Origin of the sequence: Pontibacter deserti (assembly GCF_023630255.1) — a bacterium.
Lineage (GTDB): Bacteria > Bacteroidota > Bacteroidia > Cytophagales > Hymenobacteraceae > Pontibacter > Pontibacter deserti.
In genome coordinates this window covers 1776264-1793129 of the sequence record NZ_JALPRS010000001.1, presented here as the reverse complement: position 1 = coordinate 1793129, position 16866 = coordinate 1776264, and the positions used below count along the sequence as shown (strand labels likewise).

At 44.7% G+C, this 16866-nt stretch carries 10 protein-coding genes; 5 read left to right on the top strand and 5 right to left on the bottom strand.

Features of this window, described 5'->3' with window-relative positions; translation table 11 throughout:
- Window positions 1-293 precede the first annotated feature (293 nt).
- Complete coding sequence (locus MJ612_RS07695; RefSeq protein ID WP_187032920.1) at window positions 294-1355, bottom strand: PA0069 family radical SAM protein; 1062 nt, start codon at window positions 1353-1355, stop codon at window positions 294-296.
- 76 nt (window positions 1356-1431) lie between these two features.
- On the bottom strand, window positions 1432-2514 hold the full coding sequence (gene dinB / locus MJ612_RS07690) for a DNA polymerase IV (protein ID WP_222619724.1): 1083 nt from the start codon (window positions 2512-2514) through the stop codon (window positions 1432-1434).
- Between the two features lie 183 nt (window positions 2515-2697).
- Between dinB and MJ612_RS07685 the strand changes: the two genes are divergently transcribed.
- The 3 genes from MJ612_RS07685 to MJ612_RS07675 all read left to right on the top strand — a co-directional run bounded on the left by MJ612_RS07685 (window position 2698) and on the right by MJ612_RS07675 (window position 5500).
- On the top strand, window positions 2698-3534 hold the full coding sequence (locus MJ612_RS07685) for an oxidoreductase (RefSeq protein ID WP_187032919.1): 837 nt from the start codon (window positions 2698-2700) through the stop codon (window positions 3532-3534).
- A gap of 214 nt (window positions 3535-3748) precedes the next feature.
- Window positions 3749-4447 carry a type 1 glutamine amidotransferase domain-containing protein gene (locus MJ612_RS07680; RefSeq protein ID WP_187032918.1) on the top strand — a complete coding sequence of 233 codons (699 nt, stop codon included), beginning with the start codon at window positions 3749-3751 and terminating at the stop codon, window positions 4445-4447.
- Between the two features lie 198 nt (window positions 4448-4645).
- Complete coding sequence (locus MJ612_RS07675) at window positions 4646-5500, top strand: pirin family protein (RefSeq protein WP_187032917.1); 855 nt, start codon at window positions 4646-4648, stop codon at window positions 5498-5500.
- Window positions 5501-5651: 151 nt separating this feature from the next.
- Here the strand turns inward: MJ612_RS07675 and MJ612_RS07670 are convergent, their stop codons facing one another.
- A complete protein-coding gene (locus tag MJ612_RS07670; protein WP_187032916.1) occupies window positions 5652-6656 on the bottom strand; it encodes a pseudouridine synthase in 1005 nt (334 codons plus the stop codon).
- A 582-nt stretch (window positions 6657-7238) separates the two neighbouring features.
- On the opposite strand from MJ612_RS07670, the gene MJ612_RS07665 reads away from it, so the two are divergent.
- Window positions 7239-10133, top strand: a complete 2895-nt coding sequence (locus tag MJ612_RS07665; protein WP_187032915.1) for a T9SS type A sorting domain-containing protein — start codon at window positions 7239-7241, stop codon at window positions 10131-10133.
- Window positions 10134-10626: 493 nt separating this feature from the next.
- Complete coding sequence (locus tag MJ612_RS07660) at window positions 10627-13809, top strand: T9SS type A sorting domain-containing protein (protein ID WP_187032914.1); 3183 nt, start codon at window positions 10627-10629, stop codon at window positions 13807-13809.
- A 117-nt stretch (window positions 13810-13926) separates the two neighbouring features.
- Here the strand turns inward: MJ612_RS07660 and rluF are convergent, their stop codons facing one another.
- Both rluF and MJ612_RS07650 read right to left on the bottom strand, forming a co-directional pair.
- Complete coding sequence (rluF, locus tag MJ612_RS07655; protein ID WP_187032913.1) at window positions 13927-14919, bottom strand: 23S rRNA pseudouridine(2604) synthase RluF; 993 nt, start codon at window positions 14917-14919, stop codon at window positions 13927-13929.
- Between the two features lie 175 nt (window positions 14920-15094).
- Window positions 15095-16651, bottom strand: a complete 1557-nt coding sequence (locus tag MJ612_RS07650; protein WP_187032912.1) for a M20/M25/M40 family metallo-hydrolase — start codon at window positions 16649-16651, stop codon at window positions 15095-15097.
- Between the last annotated feature and the right edge of the window lie 215 nt (window positions 16652-16866).

The window sequence follows — 16866 nt, the reverse complement described above, 5'->3', positions numbered from 1 at the left end:
GAGCTGTCTGCTCATGTACTGTAACTATAAAACAATAACCAAAACTATAGCAATGACAGAATTGTCCCCTTGAGGGGACTATAGGGGTGTTAAAACAGCAACTATAGAACTATAACAGCAACTATAGCAGTAACAATAAAAACTCCCCTCCTTAGATAAGGAGGGGCTAGGGGTGGTTGGACCACAGCAACTATAAAACAAAACTAAGCCTTTATCCTGCCAATCCATAAACCCTGTAAATCCCTAGGTAGTGGCTCTACTTAAAGATTCAGACAAATATCACTCATCCAAAATTAAAACAACCCCAATTGTTTGCCCTTAGAAGTACAGAAGTGGCTATAGTTGTAGGGTTTTATGCTTCGGCCGGCCATGTACTTCTGCTTGCTCATCTTAAACAGCTTAGCTATTGTTTCGGCAAATTTACCTTCGCCGCTCATGCGGGTGCCGAAGCGGCTGTCGTTCAGTTGGCCGCCGTGGCAGTCGGCTATCTGGTTCAATACTTTCTGAGCCCGGTCCGGAAAAGCCTGTTTTATCCAGTCATCGAAAATAGGGCCAACCTCGCCATTTAACCTAACTATAGTATAAGCTGCATTTTTAGCTCCGGCTTCTGCGGCCTGTTTTATAATCTGTGGAATCTCGGAATCGTTTAGACCCGGAATTACTGGCGCAACCATAACATTTACTGGCAATCCGGCTGCGCTTAGCTGGCGCACTACTTCCAGGCGTTTGGCACCGGTGGCAGTTCTCGGTTCCAATTTCTGGCGCAGCTTTTCTTCCAGGGTGGTAATGCTGATGTTGACGTGCACCAAATCCAGTTTATTTAATTCCGTCAGGATATCGAGGTCTCGGAGGATAAGGGCATTTTTTGTAATGATACTGACCGGATGTTTATACTTCAGCAGCACTTCCAGGATACGGCGCGTGATCTTTTTTTTGGCTTCTATGGGCTGGTAGCAGTCGGTGTTGCCGGCGAGCATGATAGGCATGGGCTGCCAGTTTTTGCTTTCGAGTTGTTTTACCAGTAACTCCGGGGCATTTTCTTTAACTATAATTTTGCGCTCAAAATCCAGACCGGCGCCATAGCCCCAGTACTGGTGGGTATTGCGGGCATAACAATACACGCAGCCATGCTCACAGCCCTGATATGGGTTTAAAGAATAACCGTTTCCCAAATCCGGGCTACTAATATTGTTAACTATAGTTTTAGGGTGTGTTGGCAGAAACTCAGTTCTGGCATCTGTAAGCATGGGCTCATCTAATCCTTCTATATGTTCAGCCACATACTCCTGCTTCAGGTATTTGTTAGCCGGATTATACTGCGCTCCTCGGCCTTTTAAAAATTCTTCCGGTTTCATTCTTAGTTATACTTGTGCTAATATAATTAGTTTTACTAAATAAATTAGTTTTGAAAATGAAAACCGAGAAAAGAAATTAAAAATCTATAGTCAGTTGATAACCCTCCTGCAAGCGGTCGTGCTGGTAGAGGAGGGAACTAGCAGATATTCCGAGCAGGCGAACAGGATATGGTGGTAGTTGTGGAGTGCGCAGCAGGTCGCGGGCAACAGTAAAGATCGCATCTTCGGTACTAAACTCACTGAGGAACGTTTTGCTGCGGGTGTTCAGGGTAAAGTCGAAATATTTGATTTTGAGGGTAATAGTTTTTGCAGTGGCTTTTAGCCGTTCCATATCATGGGCTACTTCTTTAGCCAGGTATTGTAACTGTTCCAGCATGGCTTCTTCTTCGGCAAGGTCGGTTTCGAAAGTACGCTCCGAGCCAATAGATTTACGGATGCGGTGCGGCTGTACGTCGCGGTCGTCCTGGGCGCGGGCAATGCGGTAGTAATAGCGGCCAACCTTGCCGAAGTTGCGTACCAGTTCTTCTTCAGATCGCTCCCTAAGATCAGCACCGGTAAGTATACCCATGTTTTGCATCTTAGCTGCCGTTACTTTACCGATGCCATGAAACTTGCCGATATCCAAGCTCGCAACCAGTTCTTCAGCTTTATCAGGGGTGATGAGCGTGAAACCATTGGGCTTATTCATGTCCGAAGCGATCTTGGCCAGGAATTTATTATAAGACACACCCGCAGATGCCGTGAGGCCGGTTTCTTCAAAAATGCGCTGCCGTATCTGGTTGGCAATTATAGTAGCCGATGGCATCCCGATCTTGTTCTCCGTCACATCCAGGTAAGCTTCATCCAGCGAAAGCGGCTCCACCAAGTCGGTATAAGAAAAGAAGATCTCCCTGATCTGCCTGGATATGGCACTATACACATCAAAGCGTGCTTTTACGAATATTAACTGCGGACAGCGCTGCGCTGCAATCTTGGATGCCAGGGCAGAATGAACACCAAATTTGCGGGCTTCGTAGCTCGCCGCAGCCACCACGCCACGCGCCCGGGAACCACCAACTGCCACCGGTTTGCCGCGCAGTTCCGGGTTATCGCGCTGCTCCACCGACGCGAAAAAGGCGTCCATATCTATATGAATAATCTTGCGGATGGGCTGGCTCAAGGTAATGTGGATTGTAACTACAAATTTAACAATATCCTGTGTAGAAATGTGCTTTAAAAACAGGCAGATTCTGTATTAAACTTTATACTGATTTAAGCAAGGTTTAACTATTGCTATCTGCTACTACTATAACCATAGCTTCATCGTATAGCTATAGTTTGCGGAAGTATAAATTAACTAATTATGAGTGATAAAGTCTGGTTTATAACAGGAGTATCAAGCGGATTTGGCAGAACGCTGGCCGAAGAAGTTGCCCGCAACGGCGATAAAGTAATTGGCACTGTAAGGCAACTCGGGCAACTGGCGGAGTTTAATGACATATCGCCGGGTAACACATTTGCTTACCTGATGGATGTAACTAACCCTGACGGTATAAAGGCAACTATAGACGCTGCTTTTAACCATTTTGGCCGCCTGGATGTGCTGGTCAACAACGCTGGTTTCGGGTTTCTGGGAGCCGTAGAAGAAGCAACCATAAAGGACTTCCGGGAGGTAATGGAAACTAACTTTTTTGGGGCGCTTCAGGTAACGCAGGCTATGCTGCCTTACATGCGAAAACAGGGAAGTGGCCGGATCATACAGATGTCTTCGGCGGCTGGGTTCAGGTCTACTGCCGGGTTTGGGGTGTACAATGCCAGTAAGTTTGCCCTGGAAGGAATGAGCGAAGCCCTTGCCCTGGAAGTTGCACCGTTGGGCATACACGTTACCATAGTAGAGCCCGGCCCGTTCCGCACAAACTTTGCCGGATCAAGTATAAAGGCTGCAAAACAGGAAATGCCGGAATACGATGCTTCGGCTCGTGTGTTCAAGAATAACATTTTAGGCTATGCCGGACAGCAGGAAGGCGACCCTCAGAAAGCAGCACAGGTTATACTTCAGGTTGTAAATGCTGAAAACCCGCCGTTGCGCCTGCCACTTGGCAGCACCGCATTCACAGCTGTAAGAAACAAACTAAAACAGGTAGAACAGGATCTGAGTGCATGGGAAGAAGTAGCTGCCAATACCTCATATAGTCAGTAAGGCAAGTATAATACTCCGGTGGCTACGCCTGTATTTATTTCTTTATTGTTTAGCAGGATGTGAGTTAAAGTGCAAAACATGGCCTGCATATCGGCAAGTAAAGTATGGCAGCTGAAAAGCAATAGAATCAGATACAGCTGTAAAACTTATTTCAGGCACACGGGTTAGATAATAAGTAAACACGCTCTTTTATATCAACTAAAAACTATAAGCTATGAAAGTACTATTTGTTCTGACTTCGCACGACAAACTTGGCGATACCGGTAAGAAAACTGGCTTCTGGGTTGAAGAATTTGCGGCTCCTTATTATACCTTAGCCGACGAAGGGGTTAAGATCGACCTGGCTTCGCCTAAAGGTGGTCAGCCGCCCATCGATCCTAAAAGTACCGAACCTGATGCCCAGACACCTGCCACCAAACGCTTTTACGAAGACGAAGACCTACAGCATAAACTATCCCGTACCAAAAAGTTAAGCGAAGTACGCGCCGAAGATTATGATGCTGTTTTTTATCCGGGTGGACATGGTCCGCTGTGGGACCTGGCTAAGGACAAGGACTCTATCAGGCTGATTGAAGAGTTTACCAAACTGCAGAAACCAGTAGCTGCTGTTTGTCACGGACCCGCTGTATTGGCAGAAGCCAAAGCGCCGGGTGGCGAACCACTTGTAAAAGGCAAGAAAGTAGCAGGCTTTACAAACTCCGAAGAAGAAGCAGTGCAGTTGACCAACATTGTTCCTTTTCTGGTAGAAGACAGGCTAAAAGAACTGGGCGGCAACTATAGCAAAGCTGACGACTGGAAACCTTATGTGGTAACAGATGGATTGCTGATTACAGGGCAGAACCCGGCATCGTCGGAGCCGGCTGCGGAGCAACTGCTAAAAATGCTGCAGCAACGGCAGGTTAGCACTAAATAAACTATAAACGTATACTATAACATCAGTGTAGCGAAAAATCCCATCAGGCTTACTTTAGTTTTGGTGGGATTTTTTTATGGTAACTATAGCTACTGTTTTGTGCATCACTCAAGTATAAATTTATAGTTGACGCGTAACAATCTTAAACAATATGCTTAGTTTTATGTACCTACATTGAATAAGTTGACATCAGAATCTATGAGAAAGATCAAAAAGAAATATAAAGCCGTTTATGCCCCGATGGATGACCTGGTAACGTATCGGGCGTTGCCAACCCGGGAAGTAGAATATATTGATCCGTTCCTGTTCCTGAACCACCATGGGCCGCAGGTATATAAGCCGGGTAACCGTGGGCTACCTTTCGGGCCGCATCCGCACCGTGGCTTCGAAACTCTTACATTTATGCTTGACGGCGACATTATGCACCAGGATACCGGCGGTGGAAAGGATGTGATAGAGGCAGGTGGTGTACAATGGATGACAGCCGGCTCAGGGTTGATACATGCAGAGGTGTCTTCGGAGAAGTTTAAAAAGGAGGGAGGCCCGCTGGAGATTCTGCAGTTATGGTTTAACCTACCCGCAAAGTATAAAATGGCCAAACCAAATTACATAGGCCTGCAAAAAGATGCTATACCTGTAGTTACAGAAGATAATGGCAATGTAAAAGTGAATGTGATCTCTGGTAATTGGGGTGCTACTGAAGGTCCGATCCCGTCGCTGAGCGACATACACATGGCAAGTATAGAACTAAAAGCCGGTGGCAGCTTTACCACACGTATAGCCTCGGATCGTAATATTTTCTTTTATGTAGTTCGCGGCGCTGTAAAAGTGAATGGCGAAACAGCTGAAAAACTACACCTGGTTGAGTTTGAAAACGACGGGGAGGAACTGAAAGTAGAAGCTCTGGAGGACAGTTATATTCTGCTTGGTCATGCCAAACCGTTTAACGAACCAGTAGTATCGCATGGGCCGTTTGTGATGAACACAGAAGAAGAAATACACGAAGCCTTCCGGGATTACCAGCTAGGCAAAATGGGAGTATGGCAGGGATAGGATTTGAAATTAAGAATTACGAATTATGATTTCTCAATCGGGTTGAAAGGCAAACTGAGTTCAACAAGTATAAATTGATAACAAAGTAAACTTCCTGAACAGGATTGGTAAAAGAAAAGGTGTGGCCTAAACCACACCTTTTCTTTTATACTTATCTGTCTCGTTTCGGACCTGATGGACCTTTACGTTCTCCGGATTGAGGGGAACTGCTTCTGCCCGGAGTTGTTCGTGTAGTTGTTGTCCGGCTGGAACCGCGTGCACCTTTGGTACTGGCTGCCCCGCCTTTTTTAGGTCCGCTCACTTTAGGCTTACTTTTACCAATTCTGGGTGTGCTGCCTGCTTTACTTATTTTATTAGCTCCGCCAGTAGTTTTAGCGCTATCTTTTTTGCCAGCCCTTTCCGAAGTATAATTAGAACCACGGCTTCTGGTATTTTCTTCTATGGTTGCTTTACCGGTAGCTATACTTCTTAATCCTTCTACTTCGCCTGCAGTTAAGGCGCGCCAATGGCCGGTAGGCAGTTTAACCAATGAGAAGTTTTCGATACGGATGCGCTGCAGGTGCACTACCTTGTAGCCCAGGTTCTCGCAAAGCATCTTTATGTTATGGTTGGAGCCCGGCGTCAGCACAATCCTGAAACGGGTAGAGCCTTCTTTTGAGATAAAGGTTTTCTGCAGTTTTTCGCCTTTCTCATTCTCACCGCCGCCAATCAGCTTGGCTATAAAGTCCTGGCTGATGATCTTATCTACAGTAACTATAAATTCCTTCTCATAACGATTGTCAGATTTGGTCATTCTGCGCACCAGCTCGGTATCGTTACTCAGGAACATAACCCCTTCGCTGTCTCTGTCAAGATAGCCGATTGGTTCCAGAGTAGCAGGGTAGTTAATGGCCCGCACCACGTTATCTCTTACCGATGGATCTGATTTGGCTGACATACCGGAAGGCTTGTTAAATACCAGGAAAACAGGCAGCTCTTCGCGCACACGCAGAATCTGGTCGTCGATCCGGACTTTGTCTTTGGCTGTAACCATTGTGCCTGGCGCTGGTAATTTACCGTTCACTGTTACGCGTTCTTCTTCAATCAGCCTGTCTGCATCTCTCCTGGAGCAGAAACCGGTATCGCTTATAAATTTATTTAATCTCTTTGGTTCCATGGTAAGTATGGCGTATGGTATAGGTACTGTTTTTAAGCCACGCCAGTTTAAACAAGCTGCAAAAGTAAAGTAAAAGGATTGGTTTACCTATTAGGTTTTAGAAATGAGGCGGGCAAACGTGTGGGTTATACTTCGGCAGATTATGGTACTAAAAGAGATAGAAGATATAAACTATAGATATCGGTTTAATATTCTGTTTATGAATTTTTAAAGGTTACTAAAACCCTTTTGGGTTAATTACCTGCTATATTACAATACAAAAAAGTACGAGCCACCAGCAAATTGTACCAGATTGTAAATTACACGCTCTACAGCTGCCTTAAATTAGATTTACTTTCATAACACTTCTGTTTATCCTTCTTAATAAGCTGTTAGCCAGATTAGCTCTTCCCTATATATTTAAAATATATCTTTTCTTCTCGCTTCAAAGTATATGTTTCTAATCTCTGCTTCTCAGGGAAAAATCATATACATAATATTCTTCTTTTTATATACTTAATTTAATAAAATTCTATGGAACAATTGTACTTAATTTTTATTGCTGAATCCCGGCAATTGTTAAAAAACAGGTGTTTACAGCTAATGGCTCTATTATTTTTTGCTACAGGCCTTCAAACACAGGCCCAGCAAATAGGAACCCCTTCTTCCTGCAGCATACTAGACTTTTCTCAGGATACGCCCGGCTTAGTTACATCTTCCTCTACTTCAAAAGGAACAGTTTCCATTTTCGCCCGAAAACGAAATGAAGACGGTACCTATGCTGCAGCGAACCATGCTTCCATCTTTAACACGCTCACACCAACCGGAGGCGATTCAGACCTTTACACAGAAGATTGGGGAAATGTGCTGATCATCAATCAGGGTTTAGGAGCCGAACCCAATGATAATGCATGGGGTGGGGATATCACCCTGGACTTCTCCGCTATGGGGCCGGTAACCATGACCTCTCTGAAAGCCCTTGACTTTGATGTGTATGAAAACAACTCGTGGATATACCTTTATGATGGCGCTGGCAACGAACTGCACAAAGTACAGATCCCGAGCAAAGGCAACATGAGCCAGCAGGAAATTAACTTAGGTAACACCAAAGGTGTGATGAAGATGAAAGTGGTATTCGATGGCCTTAACGCTGCAGGTGTACTGGCAGGCTCTGGTGCCATCGACGACATCAGGTTCTGCATAGAAGAAACGACACCACCTACAACTCCACCTTCCTGCGACATAATAAGCTTTGAGAAAGCTGCACCTGGCTTAATCAACTCATATGCTACTACGAAAGGAACAGTTGCCATTCATGCCAGAAAACGCAATCAGGATGGCACGTATGCTACCGAAAACCACGCATCTGTCTTCAATACGCAGTCGCCTACAGGAGATGACTCTGACTTATATACTGAAGATTGGGGTAATGCCTTAATCATTAACCAGGATCTGAACGCAGAGCCGAATGATAACCCTTGGGGCGGTGAGATTACCATAGACTTTTCGGCCATAGGGCCGGTATCGGTGTACTCTTTAAAGGCACTGGATTTTGATGTGTATGAAGACAATGCCTTGGTATACTTGTATGATGTTAATGGTGAAGAACTATGGAAAGCACGTATTAGCAGCAAAGGCAATAACAGCAAACAGGAAATATATTTGAATAATATCAGAAACGTGTATAAACTCAAAGTAGTGCTGGATGGCCGTAATGCAGCTGGTGAACTGGCAGGTTCTGGTGCTATCGACGATATTAAATTCTGTGTGGAAGACGAAAATTATGTTGATGCTAATGCAGGACCAGATGTTTTTCTTACTTGTACTTCGTTAAAGGCAACTCTCAACGGAGCATCGCACACAGATGGTGCAACTTTCAAATGGACAGGACCTAATGGATTTACCTCTGACATTGCCAAGCCTACAGTTACTGTACCTGGTACATATACTTTAACAGTAACTAACCCTGTCAACGGAGCAACAGCATCTGATCAAGTTGTGGTTAGTATAGTTAATGTGATTTATATAACGCCATATGAAGCTTACCTTACGTGCAAAAACAGACAGGTTCAACTCCGCTCTGCTACATCAATAGCTGCTAACTATGAGTGGACGGGCCCCAATGGGTTTATTAAACGTGAGGAAGGCGTTTTGTCTTCATCTATCTATGCAACTATGCCGGGTAAGTATACATTAACAGTAACTAACCCCCAGACCGGATGCCAGGCAACAGAGACCAGAGAAGTTACAGAATTAGCTCCGCCTGATTTAAACGTCAATGCCGGACCAGATAAAGTGGTAACGTGTGATGTTACAACCGTAACCTTAGAAGGTTCAGTGACCGGAAGCCCATTAATTAGATGGCGCAAAGCAGGTAACGATTTAATTCTTAGTACTTCTTTGAATTTCAATGTGTCAACTCCAGGAACGTATGTACTCACCGCATTAGATCAGATTACTGGTTGTGCAGTTACAGATACGGTAACAATAAGCGGCGGTCCAGCGCCATATTTTGAGTTTTATCGTGACACTAGAGATAATTTCTTAACATGCGGAAATAAGGAGGTAGGAATAGGTACAAGATATCAGCCAGCAGGTGTAACATATGCGTGGACAGGCCCGAATGGGTTTACTTCTGATCAGTCTTATATACGTGCTACTGCAGTAGGAGATTATTGGTTAACAGTAACAGATCCTGTTACTGGCTGTCAGACAACTAAGTATACTTCAGTATCAGAGTTTAAACTAAATGTAACAGTAAGTGCCGGACCGGATCAAGTGCTTAGCTGTAAAAATACAACAGTAACACTTGTTGGTTCAGTAACTGGAACTGTTCCATTTATACATTGGTATACAGAACAAGGGCAGCACATTAAATTTGCTGCTAACCTAGTTGTAGATAAACCAGGCAAATACGTTATGAGTGTTTTCCAATCTGAAACAGGCTGTGAGTATACAGACACTGTAGAAGTAACACTTGACAACGCAGCGCCGAACGTTACAGCCCAAGGCGGCACGTTAAGCAGTGAAACCGGAACCGTGCAACTAATGGGAACTTCAACTACCGAAGGGGTAGCTTATAGTTGGACAGGACCAGAAGGTTATACTTCCACAGAGCAAAACCCGGTAGTAAGTATAGCCGGAGAGTATACCTTAACGGTAACAAACCCTACCAACGGCTGCACTGCCACTGCAACGGTAACAGTAGAAGAGCAGGCTGTAACATCCACAGAAAGCATCAGCCAGGTAACAGCTTATCCAAACCCTGTTAAAGAGAAATCGAAGCTGGAGTTCAGGCTTAAAAACGCCGATAACTATGTGGTGAATCTTTACGACCTGAAAGGTAACTTAATTCGCGAGTTAAGTACAGGTCATGCCAAAGCAGAGGAGTTGGTAACTATAGAACTGGATGCCAGAACGCTGGACAACGGATTATACTTTGCCCGCATCATCAGCAGCTCCAAGTCTAAAACAATTAAGCTGCTGCTGAAAAAGTAACACCAACAAAGTAAAAGCAGAAGCGCTACCTGGTTGAAAAGCTGGGTAGCGCTTTTCTTTTAAAGGTTGCAGGCACACAGCCTGTTACAGAACCACCAACTCAAGTATTGCAAATACCTGAAAGAACGGCAATCAGGCAGGTAATAGCTTAGAATATTTTCTGTTACTCTGGATACGAACCCGCTAATTAAAGAGCTCAGGTTTTTAAGTGCTTTGATGTAGACCCCAAGGAAGTAGTATCGAACTATCTGCAAGGAAATGTAAACTTATGCCATTTAGAATGTCCTGATTATTGTTTATAAATTTTATTGTCTTCTTTATTAAACTTGTTTACCCCTTAAAAAACGCTCTTCGCCAAAGTATAAATTATAGTTTTATAAAAAGCTAACTCTTTGATAAATACAAAAGTATAGTTGTTTAATGTAGTATATAGTTTACTTCCAGGTAAGGCTACCTATTTTTATTCAATCCCTATTTATTAAATTCTCTATCTATGAAAAACATCTACTTGTTGGCAGTTATCAGGCTTCTGAAATTCAAGCATCACAAGCGGCTACTCGCTACATTCTGTTTTTTGATTTCACTCATGCTACAGACGCAGGCTCAGGAAAAAGAGTGGGACAAAGCCTTTGGCGGAAGCAGAATGGAAAACTTTTCATCTATCCAGCAGACAACTGATGGTGGTTTTATTCTTGGAGGAACATCCAATTCCAATGCGAGCGCTGAAAAGAGTGAAAATAGTAAGGGAGGGGATGATTTCTGGATTGTAAAATTAGATGCCTCAGGCAATAAGGTATGGGACAGAACCATTGGAGGGGAATTTTCGGATTATTTGTCTTCAGTGCAACAGACAAAAGATGGGGGGTATATTTTAGGTGGCATGTCTAACTCAGGCATAAGTGGAGATAAAACACAGGACTCCCGTGGCGATGCTGATTACTGGATTGTTAAACTGGATGCTGCAGGTAATATAGTATGGGATAAGACCTTTGGAGGATCAGATCTGGATTGGCTTATTGCAGTAAGTCAAACCCAGGATGAGGGCTATATTTTAGGGGGCAGTTCTCATTCAAATATAAGTGGCGATAAAAGTGAAAACTCTAAAGGAAGTAATGATTACTGGGTGGTGAGAGTAGATGCTTCCGGAAACAAAGTATGGGACTTTACCATTGGAGGAACAAGTTCAGAGTTTATGCGCGACATTATAGCTACAACAGATGGTGGTTTTATAATAGGTGGGGAATCTAATTCTGGTGCAGGTGGAGATAAAAGTGAAGCCTTAAGAGGCGGGTCCGATTACTGGATAGTTAAGCTGGATGAGGACGGAAACAAAGTATGGGATAAAACCTATGGCGGAAATGATACGGAATGGCTTTTTGACCTTTCTGAAACGAGTGATAGAGGTATTGTTGCAGGAGGAATTTCTTATTCAGATATAAGCGGGGACAAAAGTCAACCAGCATTAGGAAGCGCAGACTATTGGGTTTTAAAATTAGATGAGAACGGTAATAAAGAATGGGATAAAACATTTGGTGGAACTGAGACAGAAAGTTTAGCATCAGTACAACAAACCCATGATGGAGGTTATTTATTGGGAGGAACATCAAACTCCGGGATAAGCGGAGACAAAACCGAAGCTTCTAGGGGAGATTATGATTTTTGGATGGTAAAAATGGATGCCTCCGGAAACAAGGTATGGGATAAGACCTTAGGCGGACGCAACTATGAATCTGATGGAATCGGAGTGCAGACCAAAGATGGGAGCTATATTGTAGCTGGATCTACAGGCTCCGGTATAGGAGGAGACAAAACAGAACTATCGCGTGGCGATACAGACTATTGGGTCGTAAAATTAACTCCTGAAGTTTCACCGTTACCACCTTATACCTGCCGCACTATAGATTTTGAACATGATGCGTTAGGTCTTACCTTTTCCACCTTCGCTATTGAAGGAGATGTACTGATCCATGCCCGGAAACGCAACCAGGATGGTACTTATGCTACTGGAAACCATGCTGCTATCTTCAACACACTTTCGCCTACCGGCGATGATTCTGACCTTTACACAGAAGACTGGGGAAATGTACTTATCATTAATCAGGATCTGGGAGATGAACCAAACGACAACCCTTGGGGTGGGGAGATTACCCTTGATTTCTCAGCTTTCGGACCGGTGACGATGACATCCCTAAAAGCACTGGACTTTGATGTGTATGAAGACAACTCGTGGGTATACCTCTATGATGGCGAAGGCAATGAGCTGTATAAGGTACAGATCCATAGCTTGGGCAACAACAGCAAACAAGAAATTGACTTGGGTAACACCAAAGGTGTGATGAAAATGAAAGTAGTACTGGATGGCTTTAACGCAGCAGGCATGCTGGCGGGATCGGGTGCCATTGATGATATTAAGTTTTGTATAGAAACAGAAACCCCTCTGACTGTAAGTGCCGGGCCAGACAAGTTTCTTAACTGCAAAGTATCTGAGGTCATGCTTTCAGGTTCATCTGCCACAGAGGGCGTTACATTTGCGTGGTCTGGTCCTGGTGGTTTTACTTCTACCAGTGCTACGCCAACTGTTAGTGTGGCCGGTACTTATACCTTAACAGTAACAGATCCTGCAACCGGAGCATCTGCATCTGATAATGTGCTGGTATTGCTTGATGTTGAAACACCTGATTTTGAAATTGAAAAGGGAATTTCTGGAGGCTATGACACTTACCTGACCTGTAACAACTCTGAAGTAAGAGTTATAGTTAAAAGATTGCTGGGAGGATCAGCTTATAGCTGGACAGGGCCGAATGGATTTACATCAGACCAAAGCGGCTTCTCAGCCACTGTTCCGGGTACTTATACTTTAACACTTACAGATACTATTACTGGTTGCCAGGCTACTAAAAGTGTGTTTATCGGCGAATTTATTCCTGATCTGAATGCCAATGCAGGCCCTGACAAGGTGTTAACATGTAAAGACAAGACTGTAACCTTAACTGGTTCAGCAAATACATTTGCAGTTATCTGGTCTACAACAGATGGGCACATCGTTTCCGGGCAACGAGATAAAAATCTAGTTGTAGATATGCCTGGTACGTATGTGATAACGGCCATTGATCTAGAAACCAGCTGCACCGAAACAGATACAGTGGTAGTAACCCTTGACATGGAAGCACCGAATGTTACAGCCCAAGGCGGCACGTTAAGCAGCGAAACCGGAACAGTGCAACTAACAGGTTCATCTACCACAGAAGGGGTAGCTTATAGTTGGGCTGGGCCTGATGGTTATACTTCCGCAGAGCAAAACCCTGTAGTAAGTGTGGCAGGCGAATATACGTTAACGGTTACAGATGTAGAAAATGGCTGTACATCCACTGCAACAGTTACGGTAGCGCCTCAGGCCACAACCCAGACAAGTGCCATCAGTCAGGCAACAGTATTCCCGAACCCGATCGAAAGGAAAGGTGCAGTAGAGTTTAAATTGCTTACCAGCGGAAACTATGTGGTTGAACTTTACGACCTGAAAGGCAATCTTATCCGGGAACTGAAAGCAGGACATGCCACTGCCGGAGAGTTAGTAACTGTAGAGCTGGATGGCAATGGCCTGAAAGGTGGCTTATACATTGCACGAATCATGAGCGCTAACGAATCCAAAACAATTAAACTAATACTGAAGAAGTAGAACGCAATTACATATTAACTAAAAGCACCAGCCTGCCAGTATACCCGGCAGGCTGGTGCTTCTTTATAATTAGGCTAAAAAAATCAATAGAACTTTAGCCTTGGAAAAGATTTATAGTTACCTGCGCTTACCACCTCTTGAACTACCGCTTCTGCCCCCGGCTCTGCCGCCTGTACTGCTTTTTGCCGCGCCACGCGAACCACGGTTACTACCAGATGATTTAGGTTTGTCGCGTTTACCACCAGCTGCACTTTTACCGCCGCTTTTAGGAGCACTGCCTGTTCTGGATGGTTTGCCAGAAAAAGAAGTACCGCCACGTGGTTTAGGTTTATTGCCAGTTGTTGCACCACCGCTTTTACCGGAGCTGCCACTTTTCTTAGCCGTTGAAGCTTCTTCGGTTTTAGTAGAGCTTGCCACCAGACGCATCATTTCAGCTATTTCTGTTTCCGTCATCTCGCGCCACTGACCCAGCGGAATTTTTGCCAGCGAAAGGTGCATAATTCGGGTGCGCTGCAGGGTTTGTACTTCGTAGCCAAGCGCTTCTGTCATGCGACGAATCTGGCGGTTCATGCCCTGGGTAAGTATAATCCTGAATTTATTTGCCCCCAACTGCTCAACAAAACACTTCTTCGTGTTCACACCAAGTATAGACACGCCGCCACTCATCCTGTCAACAAAGCTCTGGTTAATGGGCTTATCTACAGTTACAATATATTCTTTCTCGTGCTTGTTGCCGGCCCTTAGAATCTTGTTTACAATGTCGCCATTATTGGTAAGTATAATCAGTCCTTCAGAATCTTTATCGAGGCGGCCAACCGGGAAAATGCGTTCAGGATAATTTACAAAGCTGATGATATTGTCGCGCTGCGAAGTATCGGTAGTGGTTTCGATGCCCGCAGGCTTATTAAGCAATAAATAAACGGATTCTACAGCGTCCACTTCCAGCAGTTTGCCATCAACACGCACTTTATCCCGGGCCGTTACTTTAGCTCCCACTTCCGGTTGCTTCCCGTTTACAGTCACGCGGCCCTGCTCAATCAGTTTGTCGGCTTCGCGGCGTGAGCAGGTGCCGGTATCGCTTATAAATTTATTTAATCTGATAGGTTCCATAGGTTGAGTAAGTGCAATAACAGGTTTGATTTGTTACGCCAGCTTTATAAAAAGGTAAAGGTACAGGAAAGGATTGGTTTCTACGGCAGTTTGAGTTCTCTCAGATAATTTAGTAAACCAGAAAAGGCTGCCTAATCAGGCAGCCTTTTCTGGTTTATACTTAATAAGATTATACTTAGTCTAAGCCACCTTTACGGGTTGGCTGGCGCAGTTCTGGCCAGGTTCTTTGCTTACCAGTTTGTGTATCTGTTGGCATGTTGATGCGCTTACGGTTAAACAGCTCCGGCTCTTCGCTGGCTTTGTAAGCAAGTATAGCTACCAGAATGGCATTGCTGCGCACATCATCAAATACAATTTTGTCATAGGTATCGCGGTTGGTATGCCATGTATAGCTGCCATACGACCAGTTAAGCGAGCTCAGCATAAAGGCCGGTGCACCAGCTGCCACAAACGAGGCATGGTCCGAGCCACCACCACCCGGAAACCCGGGAAACTGCGTCTGTATAGAGCTTGTAATTTCCTGTGGCGCAGCACTCAGCCAGCGGCCCAGGTAATCGTAAGCGTGCAAAAAGCCCTGACCAGAAATGTTGGCCACACGACCAGTACCGTTATCCTGGTTAAATACCGCCTGCACATTTTTCACGATCTCCGGATGATCTGCCACGAATGCTCGCGAGCCATTCAGGCCCTGCTCTTCACTGCCCCAATGACCTACAAGTATAGTTCGTTTAGGATTCGGGTACATCTTTTTCAGGATACGCATGGCTTCCATCATCACTATAGTTCCGGTACCGTTATCGGTTGCGCCGGTGCCACCGTTCCAGGAGTCGAAGTGAGCAGATAGGATAACATACTCGTTCGGTTTTTCAGTGCCTTTTATCTCTGCAATGGTGTTAAATGCCGGGGCATTCTTCAGCTCTTTTGCTTCAGCCTGTATGCGGATCTGTGGTTTTTTACCAGACTCTACCAAACGGTACAGCATGCCATAGTCTTCCAATTCAATGTCTACAGTTGGTATTTTCTTGGTATAAGCGCCAAATATTTTGTTCACGCCAAATCCACCAGACCAGTTCGATGTAACTACACCGGCAGCACCGGCTTTTTCGAGGGCAACAGGTAAGGTACGGGTAGTTTTGCCGGTATTTTTAATGCGGTTGTTCCAGGCTTCGGTGGCAGCAGTTTTAGCTGCCTGCATTTTCTTGAAAGACTCTTCGGTAGCAAACTCTTTCCAGTTATACTCCGGGCGGCCGGTTGGCTGGTTCATCGAGATCATGACCAGTTTGCCTTTAACGGCAGGCAACCACTTCTGGAAAGCAATAGAATCCTGAAACTCCGGAAGTATAATGAGCTCTGCCGTTACGCCTTTCCCTTTTGTGCCAGGGTTCCAGGCCAGTTGTATACCATCCAGGGTTTGCAAACGTGGGTGCACCATATCAATGTGCGTAATGCCGCGCTGCCAGCCACGCCACTCGCCCCACTTTTCGTTGCGGGCATCAATGCCCCAGCTTTTATACTTGGCAATTGCCCAATTATTGGCCTGCTGCATTTCAGGGGTACCTACCAGGCGTGGACCAATGCCGTCTAGCAGTTCATGCGCCAGGGTCTCGAGCTGTGAGTTTTGGGTGGCTTCTTTAACAATGTTTTCTACTACCGGGTCTTTGGGAGCCTGCGCATGGGCAAAGCTGCCGGAAAGAAACAGCAGTACGGCAAAAGATTGTAATTTCTTCTTCATTCGGGTTAGTAAAGATTGATTTAATTAGCGTTAGTTTAGGGGTTGGAGTAAAATTAGGTAACAAGATTTAATATCGAATGCTGAATATTTGAATTAGTCATTTTTTAGCTGAAGAACTACCTGTATAATTGGCGTAACCTATAAACAGCTGCTGCATCACAAATGAAACTATTCGGCGGTGCAAACGCTTAAATTAGCATACAAAGGAGAAATAA

What these genes read in the sequence shown, in the direction of transcription:
- MJ612_RS07695 (WP_187032920.1), bottom strand. Translation starts at nt 1,355, where the DNA reads ATGAAACCGGAAGAATTTTTAAAAGGCCGAGGAGCGCAGTATAATCCG.
- MJ612_RS07685 (WP_187032919.1), top strand. Translation starts at nt 2,698, where the DNA reads ATGAGTGATAAAGTCTGGTTTATAACAGGAGTATCAAGCGGATTTGGC.
- MJ612_RS07680 (WP_187032918.1), top strand. Translation starts at nt 3,749, where the DNA reads ATGAAAGTACTATTTGTTCTGACTTCGCACGACAAACTTGGCGATACC.
- MJ612_RS07675 (WP_187032917.1), top strand. Translation starts at nt 4,646, where the DNA reads ATGAGAAAGATCAAAAAGAAATATAAAGCCGTTTATGCCCCGATGGAT.
- MJ612_RS07670 (WP_187032916.1), bottom strand. Translation starts at nt 6,656, where the DNA reads ATGGAACCAAAGAGATTAAATAAATTTATAAGCGATACCGGTTTCTGC.
- MJ612_RS07665 (WP_187032915.1), top strand. Translation starts at nt 7,239, where the DNA reads ATGGCTCTATTATTTTTTGCTACAGGCCTTCAAACACAGGCCCAGCAA.
- MJ612_RS07660 (WP_187032914.1), top strand. Translation starts at nt 10,627, where the DNA reads ATGAAAAACATCTACTTGTTGGCAGTTATCAGGCTTCTGAAATTCAAG.
- rluF (WP_187032913.1), bottom strand. Translation starts at nt 14,919, where the DNA reads ATGGAACCTATCAGATTAAATAAATTTATAAGCGATACCGGCACCTGC.
- MJ612_RS07650 (WP_187032912.1), bottom strand. Translation starts at nt 16,651, where the DNA reads ATGAAGAAGAAATTACAATCTTTTGCCGTACTGCTGTTTCTTTCCGGC.